Below are 14,352 nucleotides of genomic sequence, written 5' to 3' on the forward strand. Positions count from 1 at the left end.
CTGCCCATAGCACAAAGCATTAGCAAAGCACGAAAAAAACGTGGTGAATTCATGCGCATAACGTCCAACAAATAGACAAAATGAGAGAACGATTATTATTTATTGTTGAACAATATTGACAATTTCACAGAACACGACAAACTCTTGCCATAAAGCATCCGCGAGGGGCGGATAGCGATAGGAGCGGAGAAAATCCATGGAGCAGAAAAAGCTCACCCCGACTGCCGATCTAAAAATGTCAAAACGAGCTTCGCTTCTGGGAGCGATCTTCCTGATGGCGACCTCCGCCATCGGTCCGGGCTTCATCACGCAAACGGCGACATTCACCACGCAGCTGGGCGCTGCCTTCGCCTTCGGCATTCTTGCGTCCATCCTCATCGACTTCGTTGTTCAGCTCAACATCTGGCGCATTGTTACGTTGACGCGTATGCGCGCATCCGACATCGCCAATGCCGCCATTCCCGGTTCCGGTTATCTCCTGGCCATCCTCGTCATTGTTGGCGGCTTGTTTTTCAACATCGGCAACATTGGCGGCACCGGACTTGGCCTAAACGCCATTTTCGGGCTTGATCCGAAAATCGGTGGCGCCATCAGTGCCGTTTTCTCCATCGCCATTTTCGTTTCCAAGCGGGCGGGCCTTGCCGTCGACCGTTTCATCATCTTCGCCGGCATCCTGATGATCGTGCTCACGCTCTACGTGGCCTTCGTTTCCGCTCCGCCGGTGGGCGACGCTTTCCGCCAGACCTTCCTGCCAGACACGATCAATTTCGCCACCATCACCACCATCGTCGGCGGCACTGTTGGCGGCTACATCACCTATTCCGGCGCACATCGGCTGCTGGACCGCGGCATGGTCGGCATCGAAAACCTGCCGGCCGTCAATCGGGCCGCTTTGACCGGCATCGCCGTCACCGGCGTCATGCGCTATGTGCTGTTCCTCGCCATTCTCGGCGTCGTCGCCAGCGGTGTCATCATCGACACCTCCAGTCAGGCCGCCAACCCTGCCGCACAGGCTTTTCGTTCGGCCGCAGGAGATCTTGGCTTCCGGCTTTTCGGCATCATCTTCTGGGCCGCAGCCATCACCAGCGTCATCGGCGCGGCCTATACCTCCGTTTCATTCCTGCCAGTCTTCAAGCAGGACATGACGGAACGCGCCCGCAACATGGCAACGGTCGTTTTCATCGCCGTCTCGCTCGTTTGCTACCTGCTGATCACGACCCCGCCCGCCGCCATGCTGGTCTTCGTCGGTGGCCTGAACGGTCTCATTCTGCCCATCGGCCTCAGCATCTTCCTGTTTGCCGCATGGAAACGTGAAGACCTGATGGGTGGCCACCGCTACTCGCGTGTTCTTCTGGTGCTCGGCGTTCTGACTTGCGCATTGACATGGTACATGGGCTACAAGTCTGCTGGCACCATCTTCGGCCTGCTCGGCCTGTAAGCAAGAAATCAAAAAGGGAGGCAAACATGGCCGCTATCGATCTCAACAGCGATCTTGGCGAAAGTTACGGCGCATGGCGCATGGGGGATGACGAGGCAATGCTCGCTATTGTTTCCAGCGCCAACATCGCCTGCGGATTTCACGCCGGTGACCCGGCCGGTATCTACCGCACCGTCAAGGCCGCTGCCGAAAAGGGCGTGGTCGTTGGCGCCCATGTCTCCTATCCGGACCGCGTCGGCTTCGGCCGCCGTGATCTGGACGCCACCTCGGAAGAACTGATCGCCGATGTCATCTACCAGATCGGCGCGCTGAAAGGCGTTGCCGCCGCGGCCGGCACCACGGTTCGTTACGTCAAGCCGCATGGCGCGCTTTACAATCGCATCGCCAATGATACGAAACAGGGGCAGGCCGTGATCGACGGCATCAAGGCCATCGATCCTTCACTGGTGCTGATGGGCCTGGCCAACGCGCCCATTCTCGATCTCGCCCGCAAATCCGGTCTTGCCGTCGTTGCCGAAGCCTTTGCCGACCGCGCCTATACGCCTCAGGGCCAACTCGTCTCCCGCCGCGAAGCCGGGGCCGTGCTGCATGACGCGACAAAAATCGCCGACCGCATGGTACAGCTTGCCCGCGAAGGCACGTTGGAGGCAATCGATGGCAGCGTCATAAAAATCGAGGCGCAATCCATCTGCGTGCATGGTGACAGCCCCGGTGCGGTCGCGATCGCCCAGGAAATCCGCCGTCGCTTCGAGGCTGATAGCATCGATATCCGTTCCTTCGCATCCGATCGCTGAAAGGGGTAGTCGATGACGATACCAACATCCTATCTCAACCATACGGATGCCGAGATAGCACGAAAGGCCCGTGCGACCTATCGCGACGGCCTTGTCGCCCCCACCTCAGGCATTGCACCCGGCTTCACGCAGGCGAACATGATCGTACTGCCGCGTGACTGGGCTTTCGATTTTCTGCTTTATGCGCAGCGCAATCCAAAACCCTGCCCGGTCCTTGATGTTTCCGATCCCGGCTCGCCGACCACGCTTCTGGCTCCCGGTGCCGACCTCAGAACAAACCTGCCGCTGTACCGCATCTGGCGGGATGGCAAGCTTGCCGAGGAAACGGCCGACGCAACCGCCGCCTGGGCGGAGCGCGACGATCTCGTTGCCTTTCTGATCGGCTGCAGCTTCACTTTCGAGACGCCGATGGTGGAAGCGGGCATCGAAATCCGCCACATGACCGACAAGAGCAACGTTCCGATGTATCTGACCAACCGACCCTGCCGCCCCGCCGGTCGGCTGAAGGGCAATATGGTCGTTTCCATGCGGCCTATCCCGGCATCGCGCGTGGCCGATGCTGCCACGATTTCCGGGCGTTTTCCGGCTGTGCATGGCGCGCCGGTACATGTCGGCGCACCGGAGGAGATCGGCATTTCCGATCTTGCAAAACCTGATTTCGGCGATGCCGTACGGATCGAACCCGGTGAGGTGCCGGTGTTCTGGGCCTGCGGCGTGACCCCACAGGCCGCCGTGATGGCATCCGGTGTTCCCTTTGCCATTACCCATGCGCCTGGCCACATGTTCATCACAGACATTCCCGACACCGCCTATCACGCGTGAGGATATGATGCGTTTTCTCCCCGTCAGCCTCACTACGATTCTTGTCGAACTCGCCGATCTCGATGAAACGCTGGCGCTGTTCGCCTCGCTTCAGAGTGATCCGGTCGAGGGCATCGAAGAGACGGTGCCGGCTGCCCGTACCCTGATGATCCGTTTCCGCCCCGAAAAGATCGGCGCGCAGATGCTGGCCGCGCAGCTTGCAAGCCGCGATCTCTCGGCAAAGGTCGCGCCTTCCGACAATCTTGTGGAGATTCCCGTCCATTATGATGGTGAAGACCTCGCCGACGTTGCCGACCTAACCGGCCTGAGCATCGAAGAGGTTATCCGCCGGCACACCGAAAGCGAATTCACCGTCGCCTTCTGCGGCTTCGCTCCCGGTTTTGGTTATCTGGTCGGAGGTGATCCCGCGCTGCATGTCCCGCGCCGGCAAAGCCCGCGCACCCGCATTCCGGCCGGCTCAGTAGCATTGGCCGGTGCCTTTAGCGGCGTCTACCCGCAAAACAGCCCCGGCGGCTGGCAAATCATCGGCACGACGCCGGTGAAGATGTGGGACATTGACCGCGATCCGGGCGCGCTCTTCCAGCCGGGCTACCGTGTGCGTTTCTTCGACATGGACAAGACCAATCGAACGGTCGATATCCCAGCTCCGGCACCGGACAGGAAATTACCAAAAAATGACCGCCCGCATTTCGAGGTGCTTGCCGCGCCGATGCCAGCCATCTTTCAGGACCTCGGCCGTTTCGGCCAGACCGGGCAGGGTGTCTCCGCGTCAGGCGCGCTGGATCGCGGTGCGTTCAATGCCGCAAATCGCATCGTCGGCAATCCGGTCAACACGGCCTGTCTCGAACTCACGCTCGGGGGTTTTTCTTTCAAAAGTGCAAGCCGCGCCGTTATCGGCATAACCGGCGCCCCCTGCCCCATCACCATAACGGCGGCAGATCGCAGTTTCGTGGCAGAGACCTATGCACCAGTTTCCCTTGAGGCCGGTGACGTGGTGACCTTCGGCCAACCGCCTAAGGGCATGCGCTGTTATCTTGCCGTGCGTGGCGGGTTCGATATCGAGCCGGTTCTCGGCAGTTTTGCAACCGATACTCTGGCTGTCGTCGGCCCCGATCCCGTGGGTGCCGGTGCCATCCTGTCGCTTAAGGGCGAAAAGTCAGGTCTATCCAGCGTATCGATCAACGAGGCTCCGGCTTTCGAGCCGCCGGCAACGGGCGAGATCGTGACACTGGACGTCGTCCTCGGGCCCCGAACCGACTGGTTTACGCAAGAGGGTATCGAGACGCTGACCGGCCAACTCTGGCAGGTCACCCCGCAATCGAACCGCGTCGGCATTCGCCTTTCCGGCGAGGTGGCGGTGGAACGCAAGGACAGCGCCGAATTGCCGAGCGAAGGCACGGCAACGGGCGCGATCCAGATTCCCCATAGCGGCCAGCCGGTTCTTTTCCTTGCCGATCACCCCCTGACCGGTGGTTATCCCGTCATCGGCGCAGTGGCCGAATATCATCTCGATCTTGCCGGGCAGATCCCGGTCAACGCCAAAATCAAATTCCGCCCGATCGGCCCCTTTGCCGAAATCGCAGCGAAAAACACATAGTTCGGAGGAGAAAAGCGATGAAAAAAGTGCTGATTGCCAATCGCGGCGAGATCGCGGTGCGCATCATCCGCGCCTGTCGCGATTACGGCCTGGAATCGGTCGCCGTTTATGCCGACCCCGATCAGGACGCGCTTTTCGTCCGGCTGGCGGATGAGGCCTACGCACTGGACGGCGTGCGTCCCGCCGAGACCTATCTCGACATTACCAAGCTGATCGCGATTGCCAAACGTGCCGGCGCGGACGCCGTGCACCCCGGTTACGGCTTTCTGTCCGAACGCGCGGAGTTTGCCCAGGCCGTCATCGATGCCGGCCTGATCTGGATCGGTCCCGACCCTCATGTCATCGAGGCGTTAGGCGATAAGGTCGAGGCACGGCGCATCGCCACGGGCGTTGGTGCGCCGCTGGTCGCCGGCAGTGACGGCCCCGTCTCTTCCGCCGCGGAAGTCATCGCCTTTGCCGAACAGCACGGCCTGCCGGTCGCTATCAAGGCTGCCCATGGCGGTGGCGGGCGCGGCCTGAAGGTCGCGTGGAAGATGGAAGAGATCGCCGATCTCTACGAATCCGCGGTGCGCGAGGCGACTGCCGCCTTTGGCCGTGGGGAATGTTTTCTTGAACGTTTCCTCGATCGGCCGCGCCATATCGAAGCGCAGGTTCTGGCCGACAAACACGGCAATGTGCTTGTCCTTGGCACCCGCGATTGCTCGCTGCAACGACGGAACCAGAAACTGATCGAAGAGGCGCCTGCCCCGTTCCTGTCCGATGAACAGCGGCAGAAAATCCACGCGGCCGCAAAGGCGATCTGCGCTGCCGCTGGTTATTCCGGCGCCGGCACCGTTGAATTCCTGCTCGGCGTCGATGGCACGATTTCCTTCCTTGAGGTCAATACGCGCCTGCAGGTGGAACATCCCGTCACCGAGGAAACCACCGGCATCGATCTCGTTATCGAACAGTTCCGTATTGCGGAAGGCCAGAAGCTGCGTGTCCTCGAAACACCCGAACCACGCGGCCATTCGATGGAATTCCGCATTAATGCCGAAGACCCTGGCCGCGGTTTCCTGCCGACGCCCGGCTCAATCTCGGTTTTCGATGCCCCCTCCGGCCCCGGCATTCGCATGGATAGCGGCGTCGTGAGCGGCTCCAGCGTGCCTGGTGTGTTCGACTCGCTGATGGCGAAACTCATCGTGACAGGTGTCGACCGCGATCAGGTTTTGCGCCGTGCCCGCCGCGCGCTGAAAGAATTCCGCATCGAGGGTATCGCGACCGTTCTGCCGTTCCATCGCGCCGCAATCGAGACGGACGACTTCATCGGCACGGATGGGTTCAAGGTTCACACCCGCTGGATCGAAACCGATTTCGCCGCCATGCCCGACGCCATGGAGCGCCCGGCACCGACCGACGACCCGTCGATGACCCGCACCTATCTCGAAATCGACGGCAAGCGTGTTTCGGTTGGGCTGCCAAACATTCTACTCTCCGGCCTCGGCGCCGTTAGCGGAGGCAATGCAACCACGTCTGCGGCCGCGACCAAGGAAAAGGAGGGTGAAATCAATGCCCCCGTTTCCGGTACCCTGCAATCCTTCAAGATAAAAGACGGTGACACTGTCTCAAAAGGCGATCTTTTGGCGGTCATGGAAGCCATGAAGATGGAGACGCAGATTGTCGCCACCAAGGCCGGCAAGGTTCGCCTCATCGGCAAGGAGGGCGACTATCTGCAGGCGGGAGCGGCGGTGCTCGAAATAGCCGGCTAATATATGCCGGCGCGTCGGCCTCCCAATCCCAGATCGCCCGGCACCGGCGGCGGAACCCTTTCGTCACCGGGCCGTTTATGGCGCGACCTGCTAACCATTGTGAGGGACATATGGCCGGACGCACCTTGCTTCAATTCTTCCACTGGTATTACCCGGACGGAGGCAAATTATGGAGCGAGGTTGCAGAGAAGGCCGAAATCCTTGCCAAAATGGGTGTCACAGACGTCTGGCTGCCGCCCGCCTACAAGGGCGCAGCCGGCGGCTATTCGGTTGGATATGACACCTACGATCTCTTTGACCTCGGCGAATTCGACCAGAAAGGCACCGTTGCCACGAAGTATGGTGACCGCGGCGCCCTTGAGCATGCTGCAAAGACACTGAAAGAGAATGGCATGCGTGTCATTCATGACGTCGTCCTCAATCACAAAATGGGTGCGGATGAAAAAGAAAACGTCCGTCTTCGCCGCGTCAATCCCGATGATCGTACCGAAATCGACGATGAGGACTTCCCCGCCCTCGCCTATACGCGCTTCACCTTTCCCGGCCGGGGCGGCACACACTCCAAGTTCATCTGGGATCACAGGTGTTTCAGCGGCGTCGATCACATCGAGGAACCGACAGAGAACGGCGTCTTCCGCCTCGTCAACGAATATGGCGACGGTGAGTGGAACGAGGAAGTCGATCAGGAGAACGGTAATTTCGACTATCTCATGGGCGCTGACGTCGAATTTCGCAACAAGGCCGTTTATGAGGAGTTGAAATATTGGGGCCGTTGGCTCTCCGAGCAGGTTGAAGTGGATGGCTTTCGCCTCGACGCTGCCAAACATATCCCGGCCTGGTTCTTCCGCGACTGGGTGGGGCATATGCGTGAGGCGATCAACCCCGATCTTTTCGTCGTAGCAGAATATTGGCACCCAGACCTGGAGGCGTTGAAAAGCTATCTTGAACTCGTCGACAAGCAGCTGATGCTTTTCGACGTCGCTCTTCATCATAGCTTCCATGAGGCTTCGAAACAGGGTGGCGATTTTGACATGCGCAGCATCTTCAATGGCTCACTCGTCGCCGCCTTCCCCGACCATGCTGTCACGCTGGTCGATAATCACGATACCCAGCCGCTGCAAGCGCTCGAAGCGCCGGTGGAACCCTGGTTCAAACCTCTTGCCTACGCGATCATTCTGCTGCGGGAAAATGGCGTTCCCTGCGTCTTCTATCCAGACCTGTTTGGCGCGAGTTATACCGACACCGGCAACGATGGCAGCGAATACACGATCGCTATGCCTGCGATTGAATGCCTGCCGAAGCTGATCGAAGCCCGCAGCCGTTTTGCCAACGGTCCACAGACGGACATTTTTGACGATGCGGACTGCGTCGCCTTTGTGCGACATGGCACGGCGGACGCGCCGGGATGCATTGTGGTGATGTCAAATGGCAAACCGGGGGAAAAACAGGCCGATCTCGGCCCCGAACGAGCGGGAACTGTCTGGCGCGACTATCTTGGCCACCGTGAGGAGCAGATCACCCTGGACGAAAACGGCAGCGGTGTCTTCCCAACCAATGGCGGCAGCGTCAGTGTCTGGGTTCCCGCCGACCTCTCGTAAGTTCCAACGGCCTTGGCAGAGATAGATGCTTATTCGATGGAAACAAGGCGGCGCGGTCCAGCGCCGTCATCGGCCAGTACATCATTCGGGTTACGCAGGGGACAATCCTCAAGCGAAAGGCATCCGCACCCAATGCAGCCTGTCAGCTGATCACGCAGCATGACAAGGTTGTTTATGCGGGTCTGGAGCATTTCCCGCCAGGACTGCGAAAATCTGCGCCAGTCCGCCGTCGATACCACCCGGTCCTGGGGCAGATCGGCCATCGCATCCCTGATGACGCTGAGCTGGATGCCGGCGCGTTGCGCGATCCGGATAATGGCAATACGCCGCAAGACCGCGCGATGGTAGCGCCGCTGATTACCAGCGGTCCGCCACCCCTCGATGAGGCCCTTCGCCTCATAGAAATGAATTGTAGACACGGCAATGCCGCTGCGCCGCGCAACATCTCCGACCGACAGACTGTGTTTAAAGAGAGTGCTTTCCATTCCTGCTCCTGCTTCCAGATCGTTGTCGCTGATAGATGCGACAAACGATCGAAGAGCAGCCGGTATAATTCCTCAACCAAGGTTGAGGTCAATAGAGCAGTGTGCCGAAAAGAGGCTTGACTGGCTACGATCCGATCTGTGTTTGACGACAGGTTTACAGTTACCACTTTTGCAATAGGATCAAATCTCTACCCTCTGATTGAGCGGATCGAACGCCCCATCTTTATGTTTGGGCCTTTCGGTTGTTTCAGCGCATCGATGAAATCGAAGCTGCAATTTAACCGGCCGTAAGCCTTTCCTTGCCATAGTGTTCGAATTTCAAGCGGAAATACTTTATTCTGGAAAATAAATCGCGGGTTTTGTGGGTTATTGATGTGCGGTTTTGCGGGTTTTTTTGGGAACGTTCGTGAGCCGGCGCGGCTGCTTTCCGCGATGGCTGACGCCGTTTCCCACCGTGGGCCGGATGATCGTGGTCATTTCATCGGCTCTTCGACTGGGACCGCCCCTCAAGCAGGATTGGCGCATGTCCGCCTGTCCATCGTTGGCCTCGATGATAGCCACCAGCCGATGATCTCCCCCGACGGCAAGCTTGTGATTGCTTTCAACGGCGAGATTTTCAATCACGTCGAACTCCGGAAGGACCTGATCGCACGGGGCCATGTCTTCCGCACATCAGGCGATACCGAAGTCCTGCTTCAGCTTTATGATCGCCTGGGTGAGAAGTGCCTATCGCTGCTTAACGGCGACTTTTCATTCGCTATCTGGGACGGTCGGCGCAATCGCGTGTTTCTTGCTCGCGATCGGATGGGCGTTCGCCCTCTGTTTTACATGCGCCACGCGGGAACCCTCTATTTTGCATCAGAGATTAAAGCCCTGCTGACGGTGCCCGGCTTTCAGGCTGCACTCGATCCTCTGGCGCTCGATCAGATCTTCACATTATGGTCGCCCATCGGTCCAAGAACTGCCTTTGCCGGCGTTTCTGTAATTGAACCCGGCACATCTATGGTGGCAAATCCCGACGGAGAGCACTTATCGTCCTATTGGCATCTCGATTTCCCGGATGCGGCGGATGCACGTGCCGACGAAGCCGGCGATACGAAGAGCACGGAAGAGCTGCGGTACCTCCTCGGTGACGCGACGCGTCTGCGTTTGCGCGCCGACGTTCCGGTGGGCGCATGTCTTTCGGGTGGCCTTGATTCGTCTATCGTCTCAGCACTTGCAGCCGAGCATTCTCCGCACGGCCTGAGAACATTCTCGGTGGCCTTCCAATCCCCTGAGTTTGACGAAAGTGCGTTTCAACAGGAGATGGCGCGCCATCTCAATGTGCATCAAGCGACGACCCTGTGCACGAATGACGATATCTCGTATCTCTTTCCCGAGGTCATTCGATTGGCGGAGACGCCGCTCATCCGCACCGCACCGGCACCAATGTTGAAGCTGTCGTCCCTCATCCGTCAAAACGGCATTAAGGTCGTGCTGACGGGCGAAGGCGCAGACGAAGTTTTTGCCGGCTACGATATTTTCAGGGAAGCCCACGTGCGACGGTTCTGTGCGAGACAGCCAGGGTCACCAAAGCGCCCTGCTCTCTTTCGCAAGCTCTATCCCTATATGCCGGCTCTGCACAAACAAACCCCTGAGAGCCTCGCCGCATTTTTTGGTGTCCACGCAACGTCGCTTGAAGACCCGCTTTTTTCGCATCGTCCGCGTCTCAACAACACCGCTGCGGCAAAAATGTTCTTCTCTGCTGACCTCAAGGAGACCCTTCGCGGCTACGATGCAGCCTACGACATGATTGGTTGCCTGCCCGAACGCTTCAGACGGTGGCATCCCCTGCATCAGGCGCAATATCTGGAAACGCGGTTCCTCCTGCCCGGTTACATCCTGTCGAGCCAGGGAGATCGTATGTCGATGGGCAATGGCGTTGAAGGGCGTTATCCGTTCCTTGACCACCGCGTCGTTGAATTTGCCTCGACGTTGCCGCCACAATCTAAACTGCGGGGTCTTCGGGAAAAACATATCCTACGCGAGGCACTGGGGCATCGCCTGCCGCAATCTATTGTGGAGCGCGCAAAACAACCCTATCGTGCACCAGACAGCCGTTCTTTCGTCGGTCAGGAAACGGCTGGCTATGTCGAAGAGGTATTCGACACGACGCGGCTCGCGGATCACGGACTTTTTAATCCGCTGGCCGTTAATAAGCTGGTCGAGAAATGCAGGAATTCGCATGCACCCGGCTTCCGATCAGACACGGCTTTCGTTGGCATTCTGTCAACCGGGCTATGGTTGGACGCCTTTACCAAACCGAAAAATATAATGGATGCCGCGAAAGCGGACGATATTTTGGAGACATTGGCATGACTGGAACAACATCTCTCGCAGTTCGCACATTCATTCTGGAAAACTTCCTGTTCGGAGACGAAGCCGCTCTCCCAGCAGACAACCAGTCCCTTATTGCCGGCGGCATCATTGATTCCACCGGCGTTCTGGAGCTGGTTGCATTTATCGAGGACGGCTTCGGCGTTCGTGTCGATGACGCCGATATTACGCCGACCAATCTGGACTCGGTCGATGCGATCGTCTCCTTCCTGCAACGCAAGGCGCAGCTTGCGGCCTAAGCGTGGAAGTCCCGGCACCTCGGTGGGAATTGCGCGCTTTTTGATCGAAGCGGCGCGTCGGAGCATTTGGAAAGGCGACGACTTTGGACGTTGAGAGGAAACCGCTATCCTTCGGTCCTCATGTCTTCGATCTTGATGTCGAGGCTGAGACCCTTCGCATCGTGGAGGCGCTCCGAGGGCAACTCCGCAGCCAGCGCAAACGGGGGCTGGTCCTCGGCCTGTCCGGCGGCATCGATTCGAGCGTCTGTGCGGCTCTGGCGGTTAAAGCCGTAGGACAGAGTAACGTCTGCGCGATTTTCATGCCTGAAGCGGATTCCGGTCCGGACAGCCTTCATCTTGGCAAGGCCGTCGCGACAAGGTTCGATCTTGAAGGCATCGTCGAAAATATCGGGCCGACATTGCTTGCCATGGGTTGCTATGAGCGCCGCGATGCATTTATCCGCGAGATCGTGCCGGATTACGGTGTTGGATGGGCCTCCAAAGTGGTGATCTCCAGCGCCTTGCAAGGCGGTTTCAGTCTCTCTTATCTGGTCGTGGCGGATCCTAAGGGAAAACAATCCAAGCATCGAATTCCGCACGCCGCCTATCTGGGCATTGTCGCAGCCTCCAATATGAAGCAGCGAACCCGCAAGCAGATCGAATATTACCACGCCGATCGTCTGAACTTTGCTGTTCTCGGGACCCCGAACCGGCTGGAATACGATCAGGGATTCTTCGTGAAGAACGGCGATGGCGCGGCCGATGTCAAACCCATCGCCCACCTCTACAAGAGCCAGGTCTATGCGCTGGCGCGGCATCTGGGCGTGCCGGACGACGTCCTCTCACGACCGCCGACCACCGACACCTACTCTCTGCCGCAGACCCAGGAGGAGTTCTTTTTTTCGCTGTCGTGGGATCGTATGGATCTGTGCCTATACGGCTTAAACCATGACATCCCGCATCATGAAATTGGTGCGGCCGCGCAGCTCACACCGCAAGAGGTCGAGCACGTGCTCGCGGACATCGTGGCAAAACGGCGCGCAACGCGCTACCTGCACCAACGCCCGCATTTGGTGGAGGACATCAGGGAAATCGGCTGAGGATAACCCATTTCAGGCTACGCCGCCGCCGAAAAAACGGTTCCATGTCTCTCCTGCCAGGCCATTGATGAAGCCACGGCCATCAAGAAAAGGCTCCGCGAGGGTTGGATCCTTTGCGTGGATGACGCTGGCCGACAGATTAGTAAACAGCATGGAGCGTCCAGGCGCCACTTTAAGAAGCGCGGGAATGCTGCGTCCGCGCAGGCCCGCCGCGCCTCGTCGAAACGCATCGGCGAATAAATGGTCGAGAATGAGACCGTAGTCCGACGTCGTCGATGCGATCTGCAAAACACGCGCAATAGCGTCCGGCTTCGTGTGATACAGAAAGCCGCCTAAAATCGCTCCATCCTTTCGACGCACGATGCCGATGACGGGCTCGCCATATACCGGTTTTTCCAAAGAAGCGTTCAACACATGCTCAAGATAGCCGTTGCTCCAGTCAGGACGCGCTGCAAATGAATTGCCAAGACGGCGGACGAGGGCGGCGAAGGCTGCAATGTCGCCAACCTCGGTAAAGACATTTGCGTTGATTGGCTCCGGAATGAAACCGGTCAGTCCCGATGACGTGCGACGCCTCTGCAAAAGCCCGTCCGCGTAACCGGCAACGGCGCCAACGGCTTTGAGAAACGGCAGGCGGTGTGAGCCAGCGGCAAGTGCGAAGCTGGCGGGCCGCAAAATGCGAAACCACTCGAGGCTTTGTTGACCGATCACGCCGCCGCGTAGCTTCTCCCACATTGTCTTGGTGACGGTGCTGGCGGTTTCACTCAAGGAAATATCCTGTGCCCCGGCCAGAAATCCCTTTAGCAGACGCGCCCCCGCCAGCGGATCTCTGCCTTGCCGTTCCGTCATGAGTGCGCCACAAAACGCAGCCCTGACGCTGCGGACCCCGGTCTCGAACGCTGCGTCATCGATGAGGTAGGGTACCGTATGGACACCGATAAAGCCGGAGACACGTCCGTTTTCAGTGACATGGACGAGCGAAGGAATATCTGCATCCCGGAAAGGTCCATCGAAATAAAATTCCCCAAGATAATTCCTGATAGATGCGGTCGTCCGGCTTCGTCTTCGAAGGAATGTTGCGTGATATAGGTCTGCGACATCCTCAAGGTCGCGCTCTTCGAGGGGGCGGACCGCACTCACGGGTTGTGACCCACGAAACGGGCGACAGCCACCCTTGGATTTCCATCATCGTCCAAAGCGAACTTTACTAGCTCGAATACGCCAGATCTTGAAAGAAGCGAGCGTACCTGGCGATCCTGGCCCAATCCGAATTCAAACAACAGATATCCCCCTTCTCGTAGATAAATTGGTGCTTCCTTAACCAGCCGTTGCTGGATGGAAATGCCGTAGGGGCCACCATCGAAGGCTTCGCGCGGCTCGTTGACAAGCAGGTGCGCGCTTTCGCCCAACAGCTTTCCGGTCGAAATATAGGGCGGGTTGCAGACGACCATCGTGCATCGGCCTTCGGGACCCTGATGCGCCAGTGCGGAGAATAGATCGCCCTGCAGGACTGTAACTCTGGCCGCAAAGCCGAGCCGCTCGACGTTTAAACGTGCCACGCGCACCGCATCGTCGGTTAGATCCGCGGCAAGGACCGTGGCATCAGGTGACGCCGCGGCCAAGGCGCAGGCGAGATTACCCGAGCCGCAACACATATCGATCAGAAGATGTTTTCTTTCGTGAAATTCTCCGAGGATCAATATAGACGTCCGCGCCAGCAATTCGGTCTCGACGCGCGGCGCAAGCACAGTGGTATCGACAATAAAGTCCAGACCCATGAAGTAAGGTTTATTCTCCGAAGCCATGGATATCCCGCCAAACAAGGCAGATATTAAGCCTCTTAATGGTTACCAATTCACCCCTCATTCAGGCGCCACTCAATATATGGATCTTGCGCTCAAACCCAGCGCAGCGAAATAAATATCATCCCGCCAAAAATTATTGTCGAGCCTCTAAAAATAATTCTTCCCTAGACGCTCTAGCACACATTTCGTGGGGCAACTTTTGGACCGTCCGTTCGGATCTCGGAAGCCGAAGCAACGCCACGGGAGGCAAAATGCAAAGTGTGCTGCGCCACGCAAACGAGCTCCCTCAATCAAGCACAATTTCGCTATACGCCGTCTACTCACCTCGATCACGCCGACGAGGAGCGCTTATAGTGAGCCGGCCAGCGGCT

The 14,352-nt window shown here is 58.4% G+C and carries 12 protein-coding genes; 9 read left to right on the forward strand and 3 right to left on the reverse strand.

Translation table 11 applies throughout. The annotated features are described in order from the left end of the window. Nucleotides 1–196: 196 nt before the first annotated feature. The 6 genes from FS804_RS12080 (at nt 197) to amyA (ending at nt 7,997) form a co-directional block, all read left to right on the forward strand. Nucleotides 197–1,438 carry an NRAMP family divalent metal transporter gene (locus tag FS804_RS12080; protein ID WP_063950254.1) on the forward strand — a complete coding sequence of 414 codons (1,242 nt, stop codon included), beginning with the start codon at nt 197–199 and terminating at the stop codon, nt 1,436–1,438. Nucleotides 1,439–1,464: 26 nt separating this feature from the next. Continuing rightward, on the forward strand, nt 1,465–2,232 hold the full coding sequence (locus tag FS804_RS12085; protein WP_144576773.1) for a LamB/YcsF family protein: 768 nt from the start codon (nt 1,465–1,467) through the stop codon (nt 2,230–2,232). Nucleotides 2,233–2,244: 12 nt separating this feature from the next. After that, nucleotides 2,245–3,054, forward strand: coding sequence for a putative hydro-lyase (locus FS804_RS12090; protein ID WP_144576774.1), 810 nt, complete (start codon nt 2,245–2,247; stop codon nt 3,052–3,054). A 7-nt stretch (nt 3,055–3,061) separates the two neighbouring features. After that, a complete protein-coding gene (locus tag FS804_RS12095) occupies nt 3,062–4,651 on the forward strand; it encodes a 5-oxoprolinase/urea amidolyase family protein (RefSeq protein ID WP_144576775.1) in 1,590 nt (529 codons plus the stop codon). Between the two features lie 17 nt (nt 4,652–4,668). After that, nucleotides 4,669–6,399 (forward strand): biotin carboxylase N-terminal domain-containing protein, encoded by a 1,731-nt coding sequence (locus FS804_RS12100; RefSeq protein ID WP_144576776.1) that lies wholly within the window; start codon nt 4,669–4,671, stop codon nt 6,397–6,399. 110 nt (nt 6,400–6,509) lie between these two features. Next, on the forward strand, nt 6,510–7,997 hold the full coding sequence (gene amyA / locus FS804_RS12105; protein ID WP_144576777.1) for an alpha-amylase: 1,488 nt from the start codon (nt 6,510–6,512) through the stop codon (nt 7,995–7,997). Nucleotides 7,998–8,026: 29 nt separating this feature from the next. Here the strand turns inward: amyA and soxR are convergent, their stop codons facing one another. Next, nucleotides 8,027–8,482, reverse strand: a complete 456-nt coding sequence (gene soxR / locus FS804_RS12110) for a redox-sensitive transcriptional activator SoxR (RefSeq protein ID WP_144576778.1) — start codon at nt 8,480–8,482, stop codon at nt 8,027–8,029. A 372-nt stretch (nt 8,483–8,854) separates the two neighbouring features. Between soxR and asnB the strand changes: the two genes are divergently transcribed. From asnB to nadE, 3 genes are all read left to right on the forward strand, one after another. Then, nucleotides 8,855–10,840 (forward strand): asparagine synthase (glutamine-hydrolyzing), encoded by a 1,986-nt coding sequence (asnB, locus tag FS804_RS12115; protein WP_144576779.1) that lies wholly within the window; start codon nt 8,855–8,857, stop codon nt 10,838–10,840. Next, nucleotides 10,837–11,097 carry an acyl carrier protein gene (locus FS804_RS12120; protein ID WP_063950246.1) on the forward strand — a complete coding sequence of 87 codons (261 nt, stop codon included), beginning with the start codon at nt 10,837–10,839 and terminating at the stop codon, nt 11,095–11,097. The genes asnB and FS804_RS12120 overlap by 4 nt, the downstream gene beginning before the upstream one ends. 83 nt (nt 11,098–11,180) lie before the next feature. Then, the gene (gene nadE, locus FS804_RS12125; RefSeq protein WP_144576780.1) at nt 11,181–12,176 is read left to right on the forward strand and encodes an NAD(+) synthase; all 996 of its coding nucleotides are present in this window, start codon (nt 11,181–11,183) and stop codon (nt 12,174–12,176) included. Nucleotides 12,177–12,188: 12 nt separating this feature from the next. Here nadE and FS804_RS12130 read toward each other — a convergent pair whose 3' ends face one another. Both FS804_RS12130 and FS804_RS12135 read right to left on the reverse strand, forming a co-directional pair. Further along, nucleotides 12,189–12,944, reverse strand: coding sequence for a hypothetical protein (locus FS804_RS12130; protein WP_144576781.1), 756 nt, complete (start codon nt 12,942–12,944; stop codon nt 12,189–12,191). 368 nt (nt 12,945–13,312) lie between these two features. Continuing rightward, nucleotides 13,313–13,981 (reverse strand): HemK/PrmC family methyltransferase, encoded by a 669-nt coding sequence (locus FS804_RS12135; protein ID WP_144576782.1) that lies wholly within the window; start codon nt 13,979–13,981, stop codon nt 13,313–13,315. Nucleotides 13,982–14,352: the final 371 nt, after the last annotated feature.

This window comes from Agrobacterium sp. DE0009, assembly GCF_007680755.1.
Lineage (GTDB): Bacteria > Pseudomonadota > Alphaproteobacteria > Rhizobiales > Rhizobiaceae > Agrobacterium > Agrobacterium tumefaciens_B.

Excerpts from the sequence above, each read along its gene's own strand:
- FS804_RS12080 (WP_063950254.1), top strand. The coding sequence starts at position 197 with ATGGAGCAGAAAAAGCTCACCCCGACTGCCGATCTAAAAATGTCAAAA.
- FS804_RS12095 (WP_144576775.1), top strand. The coding sequence starts at position 3,062 with ATGCGTTTTCTCCCCGTCAGCCTCACTACGATTCTTGTCGAACTCGCC.
- FS804_RS12135 (WP_144576782.1), bottom strand. The coding sequence starts at position 13,981 with ATGGCTTCGGAGAATAAACCTTACTTCATGGGTCTGGACTTTATTGTC.
- FS804_RS12090 (WP_144576774.1), top strand. The coding sequence starts at position 2,245 with ATGACGATACCAACATCCTATCTCAACCATACGGATGCCGAGATAGCA.
- FS804_RS12100 (WP_144576776.1), top strand. The coding sequence starts at position 4,669 with ATGAAAAAAGTGCTGATTGCCAATCGCGGCGAGATCGCGGTGCGCATC.
- soxR (WP_144576778.1), bottom strand. The coding sequence starts at position 8,482 with ATGGAAAGCACTCTCTTTAAACACAGTCTGTCGGTCGGAGATGTTGCG.
- amyA (WP_144576777.1), top strand. The coding sequence starts at position 6,510 with ATGGCCGGACGCACCTTGCTTCAATTCTTCCACTGGTATTACCCGGAC.
- asnB (WP_144576779.1), top strand. The coding sequence starts at position 8,855 with ATGTGCGGTTTTGCGGGTTTTTTTGGGAACGTTCGTGAGCCGGCGCGG.
- FS804_RS12120 (WP_063950246.1), top strand. The coding sequence starts at position 10,837 with ATGACTGGAACAACATCTCTCGCAGTTCGCACATTCATTCTGGAAAAC.
- FS804_RS12085 (WP_144576773.1), top strand. The coding sequence starts at position 1,465 with ATGGCCGCTATCGATCTCAACAGCGATCTTGGCGAAAGTTACGGCGCA.